The following is a 20,890-nucleotide window of genomic DNA, read 5'->3' on the forward strand; positions in this document are numbered from 1 at the left end:
ATGTATGTTAGGACGAAGAGTGTGGTGGGATTTGTCCTGCTGCGCTCTTTTTGTTCTTCACTTTTTATGAACGATTTATATGCCTTGTCTAATATACTTGGCAGATGCCCGCAGAAGCTTTCTATCCATTTTTAAAAATGGAGTGGTAGGAAACTTTTTTGCGGGCATTTTTTATTATTCTTAATGGAGGTAAGTAAATGAATACGATGGCATATGAAAAATTACAATATAACGAACTAAAAGAGCTGGTGAAATCTTACTGTGTTAGCAGCTTGGGGAAGGAATTAATGGATAATCTTCTTCCGAGTCCAAACAGTAAAGTAGTACAAAATAGACTAAATGAGACAACTGAAGCGAGAAGACTGTTAGATGCAGAAAATCATCTTCCATTAAAGGGTATCTCCAATATTAATCACCTAATGGAGAAACTTGAAAAAGGGATTATTTTGGGTCCCTCTGAGTTAGTAGCAATATCTGACTTCTTAAGAGGATGTAGGATGATTAAGAAATTCATGTTAGGGAAGGAATTTTTTGCGCCTATTCTCCATTCTTATGCTTATTCCATGATGGAATTTACGATGATTGAAGAAATGATTAATGCTTCTATTAGAGGGAATATCGTAGATTCTGAAGCGAGCAGAGAGTTAAAACGTATACGAAATCAAATAGTAAAAACCGAAGAAAAGATTGAGGAGCGGCTTAATAAATTTCTCAAAAGTAGTGCCAACAAAGAATATATACAGGAATTTTTTATCAGTAAAAAAGATGATAGATTTACTATCCCGATTAAAGCGTCCTATAAAAACCAAGTACAGGGTACGATTATTGACTCGTCCTCTAAAGGATCTACGGTATTTATTGAACCAGCAACAATCACTAAATTTAACGGAGATCTTGCAATTCTTAAATCGGAAGAATCAATAGAAGAGTATCAAATTTTAGCTACTATTTCTGGAATGATTCAAGAGGAAAATAGACAAATTCTTATTAATATTGATTTGATTGCTCAGTATGACATGATTTTTGCAAAAGCGAAATTCAGTAAAAGCATTGATGGTATTGAACCTAAATTAAACAATTATGGTTATATCCATTTAAAAAATTGCAAGCATCCACTTTTATCAGGTAATATCGTACCTCTAGATTTTGAAATTGGGAAGAACTATCGTAGTTTGATAATTACTGGACCAAATGCGGGTGGAAAAACGGTAGTGCTGAAGACGATTGGTATTTTAACTCTTGCTGTCATGTCCGGATTTCATATAGCCGCTGATGTGGGGACGGAAATAGCGGTGGTCGATAACTTATTTGTTGATATCGGAGACAATCAGAGTATTGAAAATTCTCTCAGCACTTTTTCTTCTCATATGAAAAATATTTCGGAAATTATGAGCGTATCAACAAATAATACATTACTTCTCTTCGATGAAATAGGTAGTGGAACTGAACCAAATGAAGGAGCAGCACTAGCTATTGCAATCTTGGAGGAATTTTATCAAATGGGTTGTATAACAGTAGCAACAACCCACTATGGTGAGATAAAGCGCTATTCTGAAATCCATAGTGATTTTATGAATGCAGCGATGCAGTTTGATAGTGAAGTATTAGAGCCGATGTATAAGCTTCTCATTGGTAAGTCGGGAGAAAGTAATGCGCTATGGATTTCTAAAAAAATGAATATTCGGGAGAAAGTTTTACAAAAAGCGCAAAATTATATTGAAAGTAAAACATATGATTTAGGCCGTGTAAGAGAAAATAAGATTAAAAAACCAACTACTCTCATGGCTACACAAGTAGAAACGTACTGCTTCGAAAGAGGAGACAGGGTAAAATTACTTGAACATGACGATTTTGGTATCGTGTATGAGAAAAAGGATCACCAGAATAATGTGTCTGTTTTCTATAACAATGAAGTAATTAAGCAGAATATAAAAAGAATAGTGTTGGAGGGAAAAGCGGCGGACTTATACCCAGAAGGATATGATTTATCTACATTATTTGTAAGCTATACGGAAAGGAAATTCAACCATGACATAGAAAGAGGTTCCAAAAAAGCTTTAAGAAAAATAGCTAAGGAAATAAAAAACAAATCCAATAAGTAGGAAATGGCTAAGTAAGCATACTCTCTATTTACTCAATAAGAATAAAACTCTCCAGCTAGAGCAAATTAGACTCTAGGAGGTGAATAGTCATGAGTAAAAACAACAAAAAAACAATCAATGTCAGAACTCATAATAGTTACGAGCTGTATAAAAACCCAACGAATAATCCTGATGAGGAGTTTTCAGAAGAGTTTGTTGAGATATCCAAAAATAAGATAACGAATGAAATTAATAAAAACCCCTCTAACAAAAGAAAAAATAATTAATATATAAAAGGTGAGATTAATTGGAGCTCACCTTTTTCTTGTATTTATTTACCCTAGCAAGCATGTTGTGTTTCCCGCTATTAGTTATATAAACTTTATCTTAAATTATACAAGATGGTGTCATACTACCAAATTCTATGTGGATTTTCTCTACTATTGTTTCAAACTTTTCTAAAGCAACTAATGCATTATTAGCACTTCTTTTATTTTTTGCTTATAGTCCATAAATATACTAATGAGTAAACTAATTGGATGTCTATATCGCCTGAGATTTAGAGCAGCTATTAATAGCCTGAACATTCTCCAATATAAGGCAATTCTATGCAGGGATATATTTCTTTCTATCGAATTTAAATTAGAAAGGAAAGGGTGAAGGATATGAAAAAAAATAATCCATACGAGGCGGCGCAGAAATTTCTAGAAAAATATTTTCCGAATTGTAATGGGGCCTTGTTAGCAGGGAGTGTCGTTCGGGGAGAGGCGACAGAAACGTCTGATTTAGACATTGTAATTTTTGATGAAACGTTTCCTTCTTCTTATCGAGAGACATTTTTAGAATTCGAGTGGCCAATTGAAGTGTTTGTACATAATGGAAGCTCCTATAAGTCGTTTTTTGAGATTGATCGAGAGCGTGCACGACCTTCGCTGCCTAGAATGGTGTCAGAGGGAATAATTTTAAGAAACGACGGGATTATAGAGGCTATAAAAAAAGAAGCGGAGGAACTTTTAAAGGAAGGACCAGAAAAATGGACCGAGAAAACTATTCAAATCAAACGGTATTTTCTTACAGATACATTAGATGATTTTATAGGAAGCTCTAATAGGGCGGAAGGAATATTCATCGCAAACACATTAGCAGAACTTACAAGCGAATTTGTTCTTAGAAATAACCGACGTTGGATAGGAACTTCTAAATGGATTGTTCGCTCTTTAAAAGCATTTGATGAAGACTTCGCCAATCAATTTGTTGAAGCGTTTGATACATATTACACAACTGGTGATAAAAGCAGAGTAATTTGTTTAGTAGAGGCAGCGATGGAGCCTCATGGGGGACGGTTGCTAGGAGGTTTTTCATTAGGGAAATAGTGGAATAAGGAGGTCATATGAGAACTATAATTGGAATATTATCCATATTATTTGGAGCATTATTTATAAATATCACAATTAATCAATTCGAGAAAATAGGAAATATTATGCTGACCTTTTACGGGATAACGTTATGTGTACTCGGTGCTAATGTACTTAGCAATCGAAAAATAACAAATGGTAAAATTTACACAAGAGTTATAGGAATAGGTATTGCGATGATATTATTTGGAGTTGCGTTCGTATTGAAACCAGGTGAAGCAGGTAGCAGTTTTGGAATGACCATAATTATCCTTGGTTTGTTATTTTCATTAGTAGATTATTTAGAACTATAGGCTAATGAGCTGGAATGAAGTCGATGTCCAAAATAAATATAATGCCGACTAATAAAAGAATTTTGCAAACTTTTTACTCTTGTTCGACGTCTAATAAATACAAACTATAAAAAGTCCGGTTTAATAGGCATATAACAGGAGGAATAGCGTGAAGAATTTACTAGTTCTTTTAATGCCAATGATGCTATTGGTAGGATGCAATAATGAGGAGACAGAACCGGCTACAGAAACCGATAAGCTAGGAAGCGAGACGGTAATAGACGAGCCAAAAGAAGAGGTTGAAGAAAGTGATGTAGAAGAGACTACTATTGTTGAAGAAGATAAAGATAATAATGTAGTGGAGGAAAATAAGAATAAGCCAGTAGTCCAGGAAAAACCTGTAACTAAAGAAAAAACAGAAACTGTAAATCTCTCCGGAACAAAAGATAAATATTTAAAGCAGCTAAATGACATTGAAAATAGTCTAGGTGATTTAAACAATCAATATAATAATGGTACACAAACCGAGATGAACGAAGCAAAGTCAAAAATTTTAAATAAATGGGATGCAGCTTTAAACGAGATCTATGGTGTATTGAAAAAACAGCTGTCTGCAGATGAAATGAGTAGTCTAAAAGTGGAACAGCGAAATTGGATTAAACAAAGAGATCAAAAAGCTAAAGATGAGTCCTCTGTTTTTACAGGTGGAACAATGGAAGCTACTATATACGTATCTACACAGGCACAGCTGACGAAAGAACGCTGTTATGAATTAGTACAAAAATATATGAAATGAAAATAGAGTTGAAAGTCAGCGAATGTTGATTTTCAACTATTTTTGTACTTACTCAATATACCTGAAGGAATAATTACTCAATTGTTGAATTAAACAATAGGCTTAAATATGAGGTGAAAAACCATGTGGATCATTAAAAATATGGAGAATAAGGAACTGGAATTCTTGAAGGATATGCTATATGAATCGATTTATATGCCGGAGGATGTAAAAGATAAAGCAAAGCTATTAAACTCCCCTTCAATAAAAAAGTATTATGAAGATTGGGGAAGAAAAGGAGATATAGCATTAATAGCAACTGATGCCAATAATAGAGCAGTAGGAGCAGTTTGGTATAGACTTTTTGATGAATCTAACATGGGATATGGCTATGTAGACAATCAAACTCCGGAATTAGGAATCGCAGTTATGAAAGAAGCAAGAGGATTAGGAGTAGGCACTTTACTTATGAAAAAGATAATTGAACAGGCTGCAGTGGATGGATTTAAAACGCTCTCCTTAAGTGTTGACCCTGATAACAGAAGCGCAGTTCATATTTATCGGCAGCTAGGTTTTGTAGACTACGGCATATCAGGGACATCGATAACGATGATTTACCGAAAAAGAGCAAAGTTTAATATTAAATAATAAAGTCAGTTTGGGGAACAACTAAAGTGACTATTTAAATCTTAAACAAGGGTGTGTTTCACATGAAGACTGCAGTTTTCTTGGATCGGGATGGTGTAATCAATGAGGTGCTCACGGAGCGAGTTAAATTTGTGAACAAACCAGAGCAGCTATACTTTTTACAAGGGGTCCCTGAAGCTATTAAGAAATTGAACGCTTCCTTCGATCATATATTTGTCGTTACCAATCAAGGAGGAGTAGGATTGGGGTTTATGAAGGAATCCCAGCTGCAAAGAATCCATGACCATATGATTGCAGTTTTAAAAAAGGAAGGTGCTACTATTCATGAGGTAGTGTACTGTCCGCATAAGCCAAAGTCTGGTTGTGCATGTCGAAAGCCAAACAGTAAGTTAATAGTAGATCTGGGTAAAAAGTATAATGTGGATTTGTCCAAATCCTATATGGTAGGGGATACGGACACAGATATTATTGCTGGGAAAAAAGCCGGAACAAAAGGAGTTTTTCTAGGGAAAAGTGACCCTATCGCGGATGCTGTATTTCCGGATCTTATAAGCGCGGTAGAATGGATTTTACAGGATGCAAAAACAAGTTAAGGTATTTAATGTTACATCAAGCGTATAATTTGAAAAGGAGTAGGATTTTGCTAAAGACTCGTGAATATGAGATGATTTGAATATGCATGGATCCACGAATAATACCATATGTATGTGAAATACTATATGGATAAACAAATCATATGAGTTTTGTGTAAATGCAAGTTGTATTGGGTAGTGAATACTAGAAAGAATACGTGATATTAATAGGAGGAATTTGAAATGGAAGAAAAAATGGGTAGTATTGAAGTAGGAGAAATCCTAACGGTATTAGATGAAGAAGATCGCGAACAAGAGATCGAAGTAATCGGGCTTTTAACAATTGAAGAAAAAGAATATGCAGCAGTTGCATTTGCGGAGGATACGCAAGAAGAAACCGACGAAGACATGGATGTATTCTTTTTCCAAGTAGTTGAAGGTGAGGACTTAGCGGAAATCGAAACAGATGAAGAATTTGAAAAAGTATCTGCAGCATTTCTTGAAGCAGAAGAAGCAGTAGAAGACGAAGAATAGAAAAACTAGAAAAGAGAGGATAATCTCCTCTTTTTTTCAATTACTAGTAGGATAGCTTTGGTAGGAGGTAAATGGAATGTTACAAAATGAAGGTAAACTAGATATTGGCAGTACATTTAAAGTATTAGATGAAAATAACCAAGAACAAGAAATGAAAGTTGTAGGATATTTGACTGTAGAACAGATGGAATATGTTGCAGTCATTTTCCTTGAGGATATACAAGAAGATTCTGAAGAAGATATAGGTATTTTCTTTTTCCGGTTAGATGAAGACAAAAACTTTGTCATGATGGAAAGCGACGAAGAGTTCGAAAATGTATCGGCAGCATATATCAAGCTAGAGAAAAATAACTTTGCTAAAAAGAAAAAAAGATAAATACTTATAACTTTAAAGCATGATACCTAACACAATAGGTATCATGTTTTTTTATATACATCTTCAGGCGGAGATACAACCGTACTAGGGGCTAATTTTAATATAGTTATAATAAGATAAAATGAATAATAATAGTAAAAGATAAGGGGTTAAAACTGATGGATACGTATAGATGGAAAGTTGAAGAGGAACTATTTCTTTGGAAAAGGAAGATGAGGAAACGAACGGGATTAATAGGTCGTACGTCTAAGAATGTACAAACAAAGGTTAACGGACTTATTCCTGAAAAGGTCCATCAAGTGATAACGGAAAGTATTAAGAATATGGTAAAGGTGACGCTTGTTGGGTCAAATATAAAAATGAAAAAAAGGCTTCCACTGGAACTTAACCTTCAGGAGCGAGATGAACTTTTACAGGAAAAACTTACTACGTTCCGAAAAACTGCTGTAGTAGAAGGAGCAGGGACAGGAGCAGGAGGTATACTCCTTGGACTCGCTGACTTCCCGCTACTATTATCAATTAAGATGAAGTTTCTCTTTGAAGCAGCGACGGTTTATGGATTCGACACGGATGAATACGAGGAAAGGTTATATATACTGCATATATTCCTTTTAGCTTTTTCTAGTGAGGAAAAAAGAAAAGAAACGCTAGAAATTATGGAGCACTGGGAGCAACAAAAGAGCTTAGTTGGCGAGATGGATTGGCGAGATTTCCAACAGGAATATCGGGATTATATTGATCTAGTGAAAATGCTCCAATTACTCCCTGGAATAGGAGCGATGGTAGGAGCTGTTGCTAACTATAATTTGCTCGATCAACTTGGTGAAACAGCGATGAATTCATACCGACTTCGTTTATTGTCAAAAAATGGTCTTGAAATAACAAAGGGCATTGACTTTAATAATTAGATTCCATACCAAATTATTGGTATTTTCTCTATCTTGCAATCATAGACTTCAAAGACTGCAAAAGAAGGAGAGATTTTTTTATGAGTTTTAAATATGTTGGTATCATACTAGGCGCTTCTGCACTATCAATCGGACTTTTTTCAGCGAACGTCCATGCAACTACTACTCTGAAAGAACAACCCCCTGTACAAATTCAAGCAGCATCAACAGACAATGTTTTTACAAAAGAGGATTTGATCAAAAAGTTTCGAGGTCTATTTCCAAAGCAATTCGATTTCTTGAAGAGTTCCGATTTCCAGATGAACGGTGGTTATTATTTTCCTGGTGACGAGACAATGCGTTATGATCTATACTTCACAAAAACAATCGATGGAAAACAGTTATATGGTAATGTTTCGTTTGTAGGTAAAGATTTACAAATAGAAAACTTCTCTTATCAACCTGCAACTGTAACAGAAGCGCTTTTTCCAGCTAAAGTTTCTAAAGTGGAAGCGCAAAAGATAGCCGGAGATTTTATGAAAAAATATCTAGATGGCGGTGAATATCAATTAGAGACGGATTCTTATGGCTATTATCCAAATCAGATATTAACGGAACCAATACGATATTCATTTTCCTACACTCGTTTGAAAAACAAAGTTTCTGTTACTGACCAACGAATTGAAGTTTCCATTCTAGGAAACGGTGAAATTGTTGGCTTTTATAGAAATCCAGAAACTAACAAAGCGTCCACTTTTGATGACGTGAAAAAAGTAAAAGCAAAAGATGGCGTATTAAAAAAGGTAAAAGAAAATATATATGTGGAAAAGCAATATCAAGTAGAAACAGATTACCAAACTGGTGAACGACATGTACGACTCGTATATCAACCGTCACCAAATTTACTTGGTGTTCATGCTTCTTCTGGAAAATACTTAACTTCCAAAGGATACTCAGTAGATTTCCCTAAAAAATCTACGATTTCGCTGCTTTCTTCCAAGCAGCTCCCAGCCAACTATAAGAATGGGATCACTATAGAAGAAGCAAAGAAAATGTCCGAGAAATTACTGAAAATAGATTTGAAAAATGTTAAGTTGAACATCGACTCTATCAGAGAAATGACTAATTATAACGGACAGGAAGTTATTAGTGTTCAATATATGTATAATTTTCCAAATGGCGGTACTGGAGCAAGTATAGAGATAGACAAACAAACAGGTGAAGTAATCCAGTACTATAATATGAAGAGCGAGATTTTAGCACAGATGGGTGAGAAGCCAAGTGAAGCGAAGCCTCTTTCCGAAAAACAAGCGCTTGAAAAAGCAGTGGAACATATGAAAAAGTGGATTCCATCTTACCTTCATAACTATGCAAAACCTACAGAAGTAGCATATATGGATGAAATGCAGGGTAGCTTTATGTTTAATTTCCCGAGAGTTGTAAATGGAGTTGTGGTTTCGGGTGATTCTATTAATGTCGGAGTGGCAAAGGATGGTTCACTAAATAATCTTTATGTTAATTATCAAGAGGTGAAGAGCTGGCCATCACCAGAAAAAGCAATTTCAGAAAAAGAAGCGAAGGAAATAATAACTAAGGCATTGAGTTTAAGACTTAACTATATGAAATCCAATCAAAAAGAGGGAAATAACCACTATGACCTTGTCTACTCTCAATTATTTAATGAGAAATCTTTTAGCACTTTAGACGCTTTAACAGGTGAGTGGCAAGTGCTTAATGGAGAGAACAATTCAACTGTTGTTTCCCATCCTTGGGCGCAAGAGGAACTCAATTATTTTATAAATGCAAAAATCCTTGATGTCAAAGATCCAAAACAGTTTGACGGAGATGCTGCTATTTCCAAGGGAGAAGCGCTAAAAGTAATGATGAAATCACTTACTTATATGTATGACGGCTATTATTATCCTGAGCAGGATAATCAGAAACAATCATTTGACAATATCGATCCTAAGCATCCACTATACCAGTCGGTCGAGCGTGCTGTGGATATGGGAATCCTAAAAGCTGATACAAAGAGTTTTGCGATAGATGAGCCGGTAAGTAAAGAACAGCTAGCAGTTTGGTATATTCGTGCATTAGGTCTCGAACAGGCTGCCAAAAATTCGACTATTTATAAACTTCCTTTTACAGATGCTGATAAAGTACAAAAGGAATTATTAGGTTATGTCGCACTTGCTAATTCATTAGAATTATTGGAGACGGAAAAAGGAGTATTCAATCCTAAAAAAGAAGTAACCTATGCAGAACTAGTAGTTTCAACAATTCACCTTGCTCACAAGATTTCAGAAAAAGGAAGAACTTTTCTTTATTGATATTTAAGCAATTTAAACAGCTTTCAATTATTTAAATTTACGTTGCTTTTTGGATCTCTGGATGATATTATCGGATTATAAATACGCATATTGGTCACATGTTACTGAACTTTCAGGCATGGTGGTAAACTGTGAGGGAATAATACTATTATTCTTTTCCATTACCCCATGCCTTTTTATGTTCTTTTAGGTCTCATGGAGCAATATATTTTAATAAGACAATTTCCATAATATCTTTATACAAAGGAGTTCTACTAATGTTTGCTAAATTCATGAAAAAAAATAAAGTACAAGTATTCTCACCACTATCTGGTCAAGTGATTCCCCTAGAACAAGTTCCAGATCCAGTTTTCAGTCAAAAAATGATGGGTGAGGGAGTAGCAATTATGCCAACAGGAGGAGATGTAGTAGCGCCGATTGATGGGACAGTTGTATTAATCTCTAAAACAAAGCATGCGATCGGTATTCGGACAAAGGACGATACCGAAGTGCTAATTCACGTTGGTTTGGAAACAGTCACACTAAAGGGTGAAGGATTTACTGTATTTGTAAATGAAGGTGATGTAGTTTCTACGGGACAAAAACTAATGACAGTGGATTGGGATTTTATCAAAGATAAAGTGCCAAGCATTATTACACCAGTAGTAATTACGAATAGTGCAGAAAGAACTGTAGAATATACTGATGCGTCAGCAAGTGTAGCTGGTGACACATTGGTAATGTCTGTTTCTTCGAAGTAATTCAGGTTGGATAGTATGTGAAGGAGGCTGACTTTCCATTAAAATCACAAAGATACTTAATAATAACGCTGTGATTGTTCTACATGATGGACGCGAGAAAATAGCTATTGGCTCGGGTATAGCTTTTCAAAAGAAACGGAATGACATTATCATTGGGTCCAAAATTGAAAAGATTTTTGTTATGCAAGAAAATGATAAGCTAGTGCAGCTATTAAGTCGAATTCCAGAAGAACATTTTACTATTTCAGAAGAAATAATTACTTACGCCGAAGCGTATTTAAATACAAGATTAAATGAGCATATTCATATAGCTTTGACAGACCATATCTCATTTGCTATTGAAAGAGCAAAGGATGGCATTAATTTAAACAATAGACTGCTTCATGAGATTCGAGTTCTATATAGAGCAGAGTTTGAAATAGGTCTTTGGGCAATTCAGCATATAAATAAAACGTGTCAGGTAGAAATGCCTGTAGATGAAGCGGCTTACATAGCGCTTCATATTCACACGATGAAAATTCAAGGGGGGGATTTACATCAGACAATAAGACAAACCAATTTAATAAAGGGCATGGTTTTATCGATTAAAAAGTACTTGAATATTGAAATTGAGGAAGACGATATTTCCTATCATCGGTTAATCACCCATTTACGCTTTGCATTAACACGGTTAAATCAATCTGAGCTTCATATGATGGATGAAGAAATGTTAGTGATGATTCAAAAGAAATTCCCGGTTGGTTATAGTTGCGCTAGCCAAATAGCAAAAGAGCTTAAGGCGGACCATGGAATTGAGTTTCCCGAAGAAGAGTTAGGTTATATTGCACTGCATATTGAACGGTTAAGAAAGCAAGTTTCATAATTCGGCATTATTTTATACTATTATATTTTTATTAAAAATCAGTTAAAAGGAGATGAATAAATTATGATGAAGTTTTTACAAAATTTGGGGCGTTCGTTAATGCTTCCAGTAGCTGTTTTACCCGCAGCTGCAATATTAATGGGGATTGGATACTGGATTGACTCGGATGGTTGGGGATCTGGAAATGTATTTGCAGCCTTCATGATAAAAGCTGGTAGCTCGATTATTGATAATATTCCTATTCTGTTTGCAGTAGGAGTAGCGATAGGGATGTCCAAGGCAAAAGATGGGGCAGCCGCTTTAAGTGGATTAGTAGCTTTCTTAGTTGTAACTACGATGCTTTCAAGTGGGACTGTTGGTTTATTACAAGGAATCGATGTAGAGAGTGTTGATCCTGCATTTGGAAAGATTAATAATGCATTTATAGGTATTCTTTCTGGTATTGTTGCTGCAACAATGTATAATCGCTTCAGTCACGTGAAATTACCTGATTTCTTAGCATTCTTTAGTGGAAAACGTTTAGTACCTATTATGTCCGCTGTTGCAATGTTAGTTGCTTCTGCAGCACTATTTTATATTTGGCCAATCGTTTTTGGTGGACTAGTTAACTTTGGTGAAGCAATTAGTAGTCTAGGAGCAGTAGGCGCTGGGCTTTATGGCTTCTTTAACAGACTATTAATACCAACAGGATTGCATCACGCATTAAATGCCGTGTTTTGGTTTGACACTGTTGGTATAAATGATATCAATAAGTTTTGGAGCAGTGAAGGCGTTAAGGGTGTAACTGGTATGTACCAAGCCGGATTCTTCCCGATTATGATGTTCGGATTACCAGCAGCAGCTCTTGCAATGTATCACACGGCTAAAACAAAAAGAAAAAAACAAGCAGCTTCTCTTATGCTTGCAGCTGGTTTTGCGTCATTCTTCACAGGTGTAACTGAGCCACTTGAATTTTCATTCATGTTCTTAGCTCCAGCACTTTATGTAGTTCATGCAGCTTTAACAGGTTTATCTTTATTCATCGCAGCATCCTTTAACTGGACAGCAGGCTTTGGATTTAGTGCAGGGTTAGTCGATTATCTTTTAAGTCTTCGAATTCCAATCGCTAATTTCCCGCTTATGCTATTGCTACAAGGGCTAGTATTTGCAGTTATTTACTATTTCTTATTCCGTTTCTTAATCTTGAAGTTTAACTTAAAAACTCCAGGTAGAGAAGACGATACAGATGAAAGTGAAGAAACTGTTGTAGTTTCATCTGATGATAAGTTTTCAAATATGGCAGCTAGAATCTATGATGGGCTAGGTGGAGATGCCAATGTTGCATCTGTAGAACACTGTACAACTCGTTTACGTGTAGAAGTATTAGATATGGATAAAGTCGATCAAAAGAAAATTAAAGATACTGGTGTTCCAGGTATTAATATAGTAGGTCCGAAAAATATTCAAGTTATTGTTGGAACAAGCGTACAATTTGTTGCAGACGAAATTGAGAAAATACGTAAATAGTAGATAATTGAAAAGCTGTTTAATTTGGGTGTCCATATTAAACGGCTTTTTCTTTATGGTGAAGCAGATTCTATTTATCATTTTGGGATTATTAATCTATACTGTTATTAAGCAAACTGCGGAGGTGTAGTAATGAGTAAAACAATTCTAATATCGAACGTGACTATTGTAAATTATGATCGTGAAATTACAGGGGATCTATTTATCCGAGATGGTAAGGTAGAGAAAATTGGACAAGCTTTACAAGTGGAGGCAGATATCTTTTTAGATGGAACTGCAAAGAATTGGATAGTTATGCCAGGTTTTATCGATATGCATATTCATGGGTCAGCTGGTTTTGACATGATGGATGCTACAGAAGAAGCGCTTAGAGGAATGTCTCGTTCATTAGTAAAAGAAGGTACGACTAGCTATTTACCAACTACTATCACTCAACGGGTGGATGCGATTGAAGCAGCGCTTGAAAATGTAAATGGCTTTGTAAATAATGCAGATGAAGCAGAGGTTTTAGGGATTCATGTAGAGGGACCATATATTTCTACAAAATGGGCTGGAGCACAGCCAATTGAACATATTACCGAGCCATCTATTGAACAGTTTCTAAAGTGGCAACAACTTAGTGGAAATCGTATTAAACAAGTGACCGTTGCTCCAGAAGTAGTGGGTGGTTTTGAATTTGTACAGACCATGAGTGAGGAAGGCATTATCTCTTCAATAGGGCATTCAGATGCTAGTTCAGATGAAGTAGAAAAGGCAGTACGATTGGGAGCTAAGCAAGCTACCCATTTATATAACCAAATGCGTCCATTCCATCATCGTGATACAGGTGTAGTCGGTTCAGTTCTGCTAGAGGATCATATGAAAGTGGAAATCATTGTTGATTATATACATAGTCATATGAAGGCAGTGAATTTAGCATACCGTTTGAAGGGTGCTGAAGGAATTATTTTAATAACTGATGCAATGCGTGCTAAAGGATTAGAGTATGGGGAATACGATCTTGGAGGACAGACCGTTTATGTCACAGAAAAAGGTGCACATCTGTCTAGTGGCGCATTAGCGGGAAGTATACTGACAATGGACCAGGCTGTTCGTAATATGAAGCAAACGACGGGTTGTTCCTTGCAAGAACTGGTATCGATGTCCTCTACTAATGCAGCGAAACAATTGAAATTATCCCATAAAGGGTATATTGATGAAGGCTTTGACGCAGATTTGGTTATATTGGATTTGGAATTGAATGTACAAAAAACAATCTGTCGAGGAAATATAGTATTTGAAAGTTAATGAAAATAGAGGTGATCAAATGCAGTCCTATTGGAAGGAAATAAATAGTTTACTGGAGCAGGTTGCAGCACTGGAAAAAGAAAATATAGATAATATTTCTAAGCTAATTGGTGACCGTATTAAAAAGGGGGGAATAGTGCAATTATTTGGTTGTGGACATTCTCATCTTTTAGCTCAGGAAGCATATTACCGTGCAGGAGGGTTAGTACCTGTTGCTCCGATTACCATAGAGCCTTTAATGTTACACAAAGGTGCGTTGACTTCTTCACAGAACGAGAAAGATCCTACGTTCATCGAGCGTAATAATGACCACATAAGCTTTCAACCGAATGATATTCTAATTGTTATTTCTACTTCTGGTCGCAATCCAGCTCCAATAGATATGGCTTTCTTAGGGAAAAAGGCGGGTATTTTAGTTATCTCTCTTCAGTCTTTAAATTATAAGGACCAAGAAGGTCGACACGCGAGCGGGAAGCGCCTAGAAGATGTAGTGGATATCGTTTTAAATACACATATACCTGTTGGCGATGGACTTCTGAGTAACAAGGGATTGCAATATGGTCCATCTTCTACGGTTGTTGGGGCTGCTCTTCTTAATGCACTTATCTCGCAAATTATCGAGGAGATAAGTAAGGAATCTGATCAACTACCAGTGTTTAAAAGTGCAAATCTCTCAGATAGCCAATCGCATAATGAAGAGATGATGGAAAAATATAAAAATCGAATAGATTTTAACTAAAGTATTATTAGTGCTTGTTTGCTCTCGATTTGCATCAAATGACCAAATTGAATATAATGATAATTTTACTAACGTAAAAATTTAGCAATTAGTGAGTATGCGCAATTCAGAAAAAGGTGGTTTTCAGTATGGCATTAGATTTAGAAGTATGGGAAGACAATGATGCTCTATATAGTCGGGCACAAGAAATATTTTCAACACAGATAAAGAATGGTGCAACTACATTTGGATTAGCAACGGGCGGGACGATGATTCCACTTTATGAAAAGCTGCGAAGTAGTGCGTTGGATTTCTCTCACTGTAATAGTGTAAATCTAGACGAGTATGTGGGAGTTCCTCAAGGACATCCAGCAAGCTACCATACGTTTATGCAACAACATCTCTTTGAGGCAAAACCATTTAAAGCTACATATATTCCAAATGGAGTAGCTGAAGATGTACATGCAGAAGCATTAAAATATGAAAACGTGTTAAAATCACTAACTGTCGATATGCAATTATTAGGTGTCGGAGTGAATGGGCATATAGGTTTCAATGAACCAGGTACATCCTTTCAAAGTGAAACAGATGTGGTTGAGCTAACAGCTTCCACTAGATCTGCAAATGCTAGATTTTTTGACTCGCTTGATGAAGTTCCAAAGCAAGCCATTACGATGGGCATTGCTTCTATAATGAGAGCGAAATGCATTCTTTTAATTGCAGTAGGAGAAGAGAAAAGAACTGCGATTGAAGCGTTATTAAAAGGAGATGTAACGGAGGATATTCCGGTTACACGGCTTTGTAATCATCCCAATGTTATTGTGTTAACTGATTTGCAAATTAATAACGACTAAAAATAGCATAGTTACAAGTAGCGTTCGAAGAGTCCATTTTCGAACGCTTTTTTGTATGTACGAAGAAGCAGTGTTTATTGTAAGTACATAATGAGAAATAGAAAGAAGGAATTTTCGGATAATTGCAGAAGTAGGTATAGATGATTTTGTTTATAAGGAGGGAATTACTATGGAACGAAATACTTCACTAGACTATGCCCAAAAATTAGATGAGCAAGATACTTTAAGGATGTATCGACACGAATTCTATGTCCAACCAAATACCATTTATATGGATGGAAATTCCCTTGGGTTACTCTCTAAGCGAGCAGAAAATTCAGTATTAACCCTACTAGATTCTTGGAAAGAATATGGAATAGATGGCTGGACAAAAGGGCAGTATCCTTGGTTTTATTTCCCTGAGTTATTAAGTGAGATGTGTGCTCCACTAGTAGGAGCCTCAAAGGACGAAGTAATTATAACGGGCTCTACAACGGCAAACTTGCATCAGTTGGTTGCTAGTTTTTATAGACCCGAGGGAAAGCGTACGAAAATAGTTGTGGATGAACTAAATTTCCCATCTGATATATATGCTATTAGTAGTCAGCTGTCCTTGCACGGATTGGATGTTAAAGACCATATGATAATGGTGAAAAGTCGAGATGGCTATACGTTAGAGGAAGAAGATATTATTAACGCGTTGACCGATGATGTGGCTCTAATAGTACTACCTAGTGTGCTATATCGAAGTGGTCAAGTATTAGACATCCAATTGCTTACGGAAGCGGCACATAAGCACAATATTATTATTGGTTTTGATTTGTGTCATTCAATAGGATCTGTACCACATGAGTTAGATAAATGGGACGTAGATTTTGCTTTTTGGTGTAACTACAAGCATCTGAATGGTGGACCTGGTGCAACAGGTGGCTTATATGTGAACCGTAAGCATTTCGGAAGAAAGCCTGGATTAGCAGGGTGGTTTGGGTCAGATAAAGAGAAGCAATTTGATATGTCTACCCAAATGGTACCAGCAGCTGATGCTGGTGCGTATCAGATCGGGACTCCTCATATACTAAGCAGTGCACCATTATTAGGTTCGCTAGAGATGTTCCAAGAGGTTGGAATGGAAGCAATTCGTGAAAAATCATTAAGGCTTACCGATTATATGATGATGTTAATTGATTTGGAGTTGGGTGAGTATAATTTTGTCATTTCTAATCCGCGTGAATCAGAAAAGCGTGGGGGTCATATCTTTTTAGTGCATGAAGAGGCGGCACGTATATGTAAAGCGTTAAAAGAGCATCAAGTCATTCCCGATTTTCGTTCACCTAATGGTATTCGCCTGGCACCAGTTGCATTGTATAACTCGTTTGAAGACGTTTGGAATACTGTGCAGATTTTAAAAAGGATTATGGAGGAAGAGCTGTATAGAAAATATGAAAACAAACGTGATGTCGTTGCTTAATAAGGAGGGATGATATGCAAGATGAAAAGAAGGAAAGTGGCATTCATACAGATTTTAGCAATGATATGACGTATGGAGAATATTTGCAACTGGATAATTTATTGGCTAGTCAGAACAGATTATCTGGACATCATGATGAAATGCTTTTCATCATTATCCATCAAGTTAGTGAACTTTGGATGAAGCTTATCCTACATGAATTGACTAGTGCCATCCATGCTATTCAGGCAGATAAGATGCAATCTGCCTTTAAAATGCTAGCAAGAGTGACGAAAATTCAAACACAAATTATTCAAGCTTGGGATGTTCTTTCTACATTAACACCGGCAGAGTATCTAGAGTTTCGAGATAAGTTAGGTAAGGCTTCTGGATTTCAATCTTTTCAATACCGACAAATCGAATTTGCTCTTGGCCATAAGTTCAAACATATATTAAAGATTTACGAGCAGGATGAAGAATTGCATAGAGAATTAGAAACTGCTTTTTTTGCACCGAGTATTTATGATGTTTCGATTCAAGCATTAGCTAGAGCGGGGTTTCCGATAGCTCCTTCATTATTGAATCGAGATTATTCCATTTCGTATGTGGGAGATGAATCAGTAGCCAATGCATGGAAGGAAGTTTATCAAAACGTCGATCAACACTGGAATTTATATCAACTAGCAGAAAAGCTAGTAGACGTGGAAGACTGGCTTCAACAGTGGCGCTTTCGTCATATGAAAACGGTTGAAAGAATAATAGGATTTAAGAAAGGCACTGGGGGATCTTCCGGTGTGAATTATTTACGACATGTATTAGATCATCGTTTTTTCCCGGAACTTTGGGATTTACGCACTAATTTATAGGGGGTCACGGATATGAATAAGGAATGGATCGATATTACACAAACTATCTCTACTAGAATAGCTACATGGCCAGGAGATACACTCTTTGAATATGAACTAACCGCTACAAAGGATGATGGTGGTGCTGCAAATGTTGGGACGATTACAGCAAGTTTGCATACTGGAACACATGCAGATGCCCCATTTCACTATGTAAGTGAAGGGAAAACGTTAGATATGCTAGACGTTAATATGTATATTGGTCGTGCCAAAGTGGTGAGTGTCGTTGGGGCTACGGAAATTGGTAGGGAGGAGTTAGAAGGGTTTGATCTAACAGGTGTAGAACGTTTGCTTTTAAAAACGACGAATACTGCATCTCCTGAAAAATTTCCAGACAGGATTAATACGTTGAAGGAAAATATTGGCCCTTTTTTAAAGGAAAAGGGTATCTATCTCATTGGTACCGACCAACCTTCCGTGGACGGTATCGAAAGTAAGGAACTATTAGCTCACCATTCGCTGTTTAACAACGATGTATTTATAATTGAAAATCTTTTGCTCGAAAAGGTAGAACCAGGTGATTATGATTTAATCGCTCTGCCCTTGAAAATTGAAGGGGCAGATGGAAGTCCCATACGAGCTGTGTTAAGAAAAGTATAATACCAAGGGTAGATATAGCACTTAGAAATGCTAGTCTATCCATTTTTTCTTTTGGTTCTATTAAGGAGGAGCTTGAATGAAAAGATTTTTATTTATTTTCCTTTCAACGGTAATAGTTGGAGGTGTTTTTTATATGGGCATGGATTATCAAATGCGATTAAGAGAAAGGTCAGCGATAGTATTTGATATTAAACCTTTTATAATATTTACAAGTATTTTCTCTATTTTTATGGGAATGTTGTTACGATTACCTAAATTGATCATAGAAATTAAAGATAAAAAGAGATGGTCGATTGATTGGGTAAAGGTCCTTGTAATTGGAATCCCATCTATTTATATCGCTATGATTCGGCTTCTGGCTATTGTTTATGGAAAGAATTTGTTATTTTTCAATGAAGTAACGCTATTAGGTGATTTTACATTCACGTATATAGCAGGAGTTATATTTGGCTATGTTTTGTTAGACAGTCTGAAAAGCAATGATTCATCAAATGATAAGGGTAAATTAGCATAATAGTGAATTCAGTCGATAAAAAAGCCTTGTTATTATACAAGGCTTTTACTAATGGAGATTGTTTCTTTAGAATTAGTTTTTCTCTATTTGTTCATAATTTACCTTCTCGTAGTGAGGTAAATCATATCCGATAATTTTAAAAACGCTTATACTAGTTATATGAAGTGAAATAAGGAGTGGTTATGTTGAAAAGAATAGTAGTTATAGGCGGAGGCATTACAGGCCTTTCAACGATGCATTATTTGCAGAAACTCAAAAAAGAAAAGTCATTAGATATAGAGTTAGTGTTAGTTGAAGCAAATGAGTATTTAGGTGGTAAAATCCATACCGTACTGGAGAATGACTTTATCATGGAGGTTGGGGCAGATTCAATCGTTGCAAGAAATGAATCCATCTTTCAGCTAATTGAAGAGCTTCAACTAGAAGATGAAAAAGTGTACAACTCAACAGGCATTTCATATATTTACACAAATAATGAGCTCCATGCGATTCCTGCAGATAGTGTTTTCGGTATCCCTGCAAGTATCGAGTCGTTAAATAGCAGTACGCTAGTATCCGAATTAGGGAAAAAAGAAGCGTTAAAGGATTTAGAAATACCAAATGAAACTTTCACAAAAGAAAGTTCTGTCGGATCATTTTTAGAATATTTCTTAGGGAAAGAATTAGTGGAAAAACAAATTGTTCCTGTGTTATCTGGCGTATACTCGGGGGATCTAAATAAGCTTTCTATCGCTTCAACATTGCCATACTTAATCGATTATAAAAACAAATACGGCAGTATAATGAAAGGGTTAGAAGAAAACAAAGCGCAATTCCAGGCCTCAGCAAATAAGAAGTTTATTTCCTTTCAAAATGGACTTTCTACACTTATCGATCGCTTAGAGGAAGTGCTAAGCCAATCAACAATTATTAAAGGTGTGGCAACGAAGAAAGTAGAGAAGAAAGATGATTATTACTCGGTTTTACTGACTAATGGAGAAACGATTGAAGCGGACAGTGTAGTGCTAGCAACTCCTCATAACGTGGCGCAAGTAATTCTTCAGGACGAAGAGTTGGATACGGACTTTAACAAACTAAAAAATTCCTCCCTTATTAGTGTGTATCTTGGTTTTGATATTCCAGACGAGCAGCTCCCAGCGGAGGGAACTGGTTTTATCGTTTCGGAAAATAGTGATGTGAGATGTAATGCATGTACGTGGACAAGTCGGAAATGGACGCACACATCAAAAAATAATCAGTTATTAGTTCGTATGTTTTATAAGAGTTCGAACTCGGCTTTTGAGAGCATGAAGAACATGAGTGAAGACGAGCTAGTGGAAGTGGTGCTTCAAGATATTGAAATGAGCTTGAAATTAACGGGCAAGCCTGAAGTCATAGAAGTAACAAAATGGAACGAGCAAATGCCGAACTATCATTTAGCACATGGAGATGCGATTCAATCATTAACAGCTAAAATGGCAAATGACATGCCAAACGTCTTGTTAGCTGGCTGTTCTTATTACGGAGTTGGGATTGCGGCTTGTATTAAGAATGGCAGAGAAACGGCAGAAAAAATCATAAATTCAATAGTACAGTAAATTACGGGACC

General features: G+C 36.2%; 22 protein-coding genes. All 22 read left to right on the plus strand.

Features of this window, described 5'->3' with window-relative positions; translation table 11 throughout:
* Positions 1-197: 197 nt before the first annotated feature.
* The 22 genes from BM260_RS15770 to BM260_RS15870 all read left to right on the plus strand — a co-directional run bounded on the left by BM260_RS15770 (position 198) and on the right by BM260_RS15870 (position 20,879).
* Positions 198-2,102, plus strand: coding sequence for an endonuclease MutS2 (locus BM260_RS15770; RefSeq protein WP_093538307.1), 1,905 nt, complete (start codon positions 198-200; stop codon positions 2,100-2,102).
* A gap of 89 nt (positions 2,103-2,191) precedes the next feature.
* A complete protein-coding gene (locus BM260_RS18515) occupies positions 2,192-2,368 on the plus strand; it encodes a hypothetical protein (RefSeq protein ID WP_175496323.1) in 177 nt (58 codons plus the stop codon).
* A 378-nt stretch (positions 2,369-2,746) separates the two neighbouring features.
* Positions 2,747-3,454, plus strand: coding sequence for a nucleotidyltransferase domain-containing protein (locus BM260_RS15775; RefSeq protein WP_093538308.1), 708 nt, complete (start codon positions 2,747-2,749; stop codon positions 3,452-3,454).
* A gap of 17 nt (positions 3,455-3,471) precedes the next feature.
* Positions 3,472-3,789, plus strand: coding sequence for a hypothetical protein (locus tag BM260_RS15780; protein ID WP_093538309.1), 318 nt, complete (start codon positions 3,472-3,474; stop codon positions 3,787-3,789).
* 148 nt (positions 3,790-3,937) lie between these two features.
* Complete coding sequence (locus tag BM260_RS15785) at positions 3,938-4,564, plus strand: lysozyme inhibitor LprI family protein (protein ID WP_245762760.1); 627 nt, start codon at positions 3,938-3,940, stop codon at positions 4,562-4,564.
* A gap of 123 nt (positions 4,565-4,687) precedes the next feature.
* A complete protein-coding gene (locus BM260_RS15790) occupies positions 4,688-5,191 on the plus strand; it encodes a GNAT family N-acetyltransferase (protein ID WP_093538310.1) in 504 nt (167 codons plus the stop codon).
* Between the two features lie 62 nt (positions 5,192-5,253).
* Complete coding sequence (locus BM260_RS15795) at positions 5,254-5,784, plus strand: D-glycero-alpha-D-manno-heptose-1,7-bisphosphate 7-phosphatase (RefSeq protein WP_093538311.1); 531 nt, start codon at positions 5,254-5,256, stop codon at positions 5,782-5,784.
* Between the two features lie 234 nt (positions 5,785-6,018).
* Positions 6,019-6,297: a DUF1292 domain-containing protein gene (locus BM260_RS15800; RefSeq protein WP_093538360.1), complete on the plus strand. Its 279-nt coding sequence runs from the start codon at positions 6,019-6,021 to the stop codon at positions 6,295-6,297.
* Positions 6,298-6,373: 76 nt separating this feature from the next.
* Positions 6,374-6,673, plus strand: coding sequence for a DUF1292 domain-containing protein (locus BM260_RS15805; RefSeq protein WP_093538312.1), 300 nt, complete (start codon positions 6,374-6,376; stop codon positions 6,671-6,673).
* 158 nt (positions 6,674-6,831) lie between these two features.
* Complete coding sequence (locus tag BM260_RS15810; protein WP_093538313.1) at positions 6,832-7,581, plus strand: EcsC family protein; 750 nt, start codon at positions 6,832-6,834, stop codon at positions 7,579-7,581.
* An 80-nt stretch (positions 7,582-7,661) separates the two neighbouring features.
* Entirely contained in the window at positions 7,662-9,890 is a 2,229-nt protein-coding gene (locus BM260_RS15815; protein ID WP_093538314.1) for a YcdB/YcdC domain-containing protein, read from the plus strand.
* A gap of 257 nt (positions 9,891-10,147) precedes the next feature.
* Positions 10,148-10,630: a PTS sugar transporter subunit IIA gene (locus BM260_RS15820; RefSeq protein WP_093538315.1), complete on the plus strand. Its 483-nt coding sequence runs from the start codon at positions 10,148-10,150 to the stop codon at positions 10,628-10,630.
* A gap of 37 nt (positions 10,631-10,667) precedes the next feature.
* Positions 10,668-11,492, plus strand: coding sequence for a PRD domain-containing protein (locus BM260_RS15825; protein WP_093538316.1), 825 nt, complete (start codon positions 10,668-10,670; stop codon positions 11,490-11,492).
* A 63-nt stretch (positions 11,493-11,555) separates the two neighbouring features.
* On the plus strand, positions 11,556-12,998 hold the full coding sequence (nagE, locus tag BM260_RS15830) for an N-acetylglucosamine-specific PTS transporter subunit IIBC (RefSeq protein ID WP_093538317.1): 1,443 nt from the start codon (positions 11,556-11,558) through the stop codon (positions 12,996-12,998).
* Positions 12,999-13,130: 132 nt separating this feature from the next.
* The gene (nagA, locus tag BM260_RS15835) at positions 13,131-14,285 is read left to right on the plus strand and encodes an N-acetylglucosamine-6-phosphate deacetylase (RefSeq protein ID WP_093538318.1); all 1,155 of its coding nucleotides are present in this window, start codon (positions 13,131-13,133) and stop codon (positions 14,283-14,285) included.
* The gene (locus BM260_RS15840; protein WP_322788100.1) at positions 14,275-15,024 is read left to right on the plus strand and encodes an SIS domain-containing protein; all 750 of its coding nucleotides are present in this window, start codon (positions 14,275-14,277) and stop codon (positions 15,022-15,024) included. Before nagA ends, BM260_RS15840 begins: the two co-directional genes overlap by 11 nt.
* A 128-nt stretch (positions 15,025-15,152) precedes the next feature.
* Positions 15,153-15,857 carry a glucosamine-6-phosphate deaminase gene (locus tag BM260_RS15845; RefSeq protein WP_093538319.1) on the plus strand — a complete coding sequence of 235 codons (705 nt, stop codon included), beginning with the start codon at positions 15,153-15,155 and terminating at the stop codon, positions 15,855-15,857.
* A 169-nt stretch (positions 15,858-16,026) separates the two neighbouring features.
* A complete protein-coding gene (gene kynU, locus BM260_RS15850) occupies positions 16,027-17,304 on the plus strand; it encodes a kynureninase (RefSeq protein ID WP_093538320.1) in 1,278 nt (425 codons plus the stop codon).
* A gap of 14 nt (positions 17,305-17,318) precedes the next feature.
* Positions 17,319-18,149, plus strand: a complete 831-nt coding sequence (kynA, locus tag BM260_RS15855) for a tryptophan 2,3-dioxygenase (RefSeq protein ID WP_093538321.1) — start codon at positions 17,319-17,321, stop codon at positions 18,147-18,149.
* Positions 18,150-18,161: 12 nt separating this feature from the next.
* Positions 18,162-18,788 carry an arylformamidase gene (gene kynB, locus BM260_RS15860; RefSeq protein ID WP_093538322.1) on the plus strand — a complete coding sequence of 209 codons (627 nt, stop codon included), beginning with the start codon at positions 18,162-18,164 and terminating at the stop codon, positions 18,786-18,788.
* A gap of 76 nt (positions 18,789-18,864) precedes the next feature.
* Positions 18,865-19,302, plus strand: a complete 438-nt coding sequence (locus BM260_RS15865; protein WP_093538323.1) for a hypothetical protein — start codon at positions 18,865-18,867, stop codon at positions 19,300-19,302.
* Between the two features lie 185 nt (positions 19,303-19,487).
* Positions 19,488-20,879: a protoporphyrinogen oxidase gene (locus tag BM260_RS15870; RefSeq protein ID WP_093538324.1), complete on the plus strand. Its 1,392-nt coding sequence runs from the start codon at positions 19,488-19,490 to the stop codon at positions 20,877-20,879.
* The last annotated feature ends 11 nt before the right edge of the window (positions 20,880-20,890 follow it).

Origin of the sequence: Psychrobacillus psychrotolerans, from assembly GCF_900115805.1 — a bacterium.
Taxonomy (GTDB): Bacteria; Bacillota; Bacilli; order Bacillales_A; family Planococcaceae; genus Psychrobacillus; species Psychrobacillus psychrotolerans.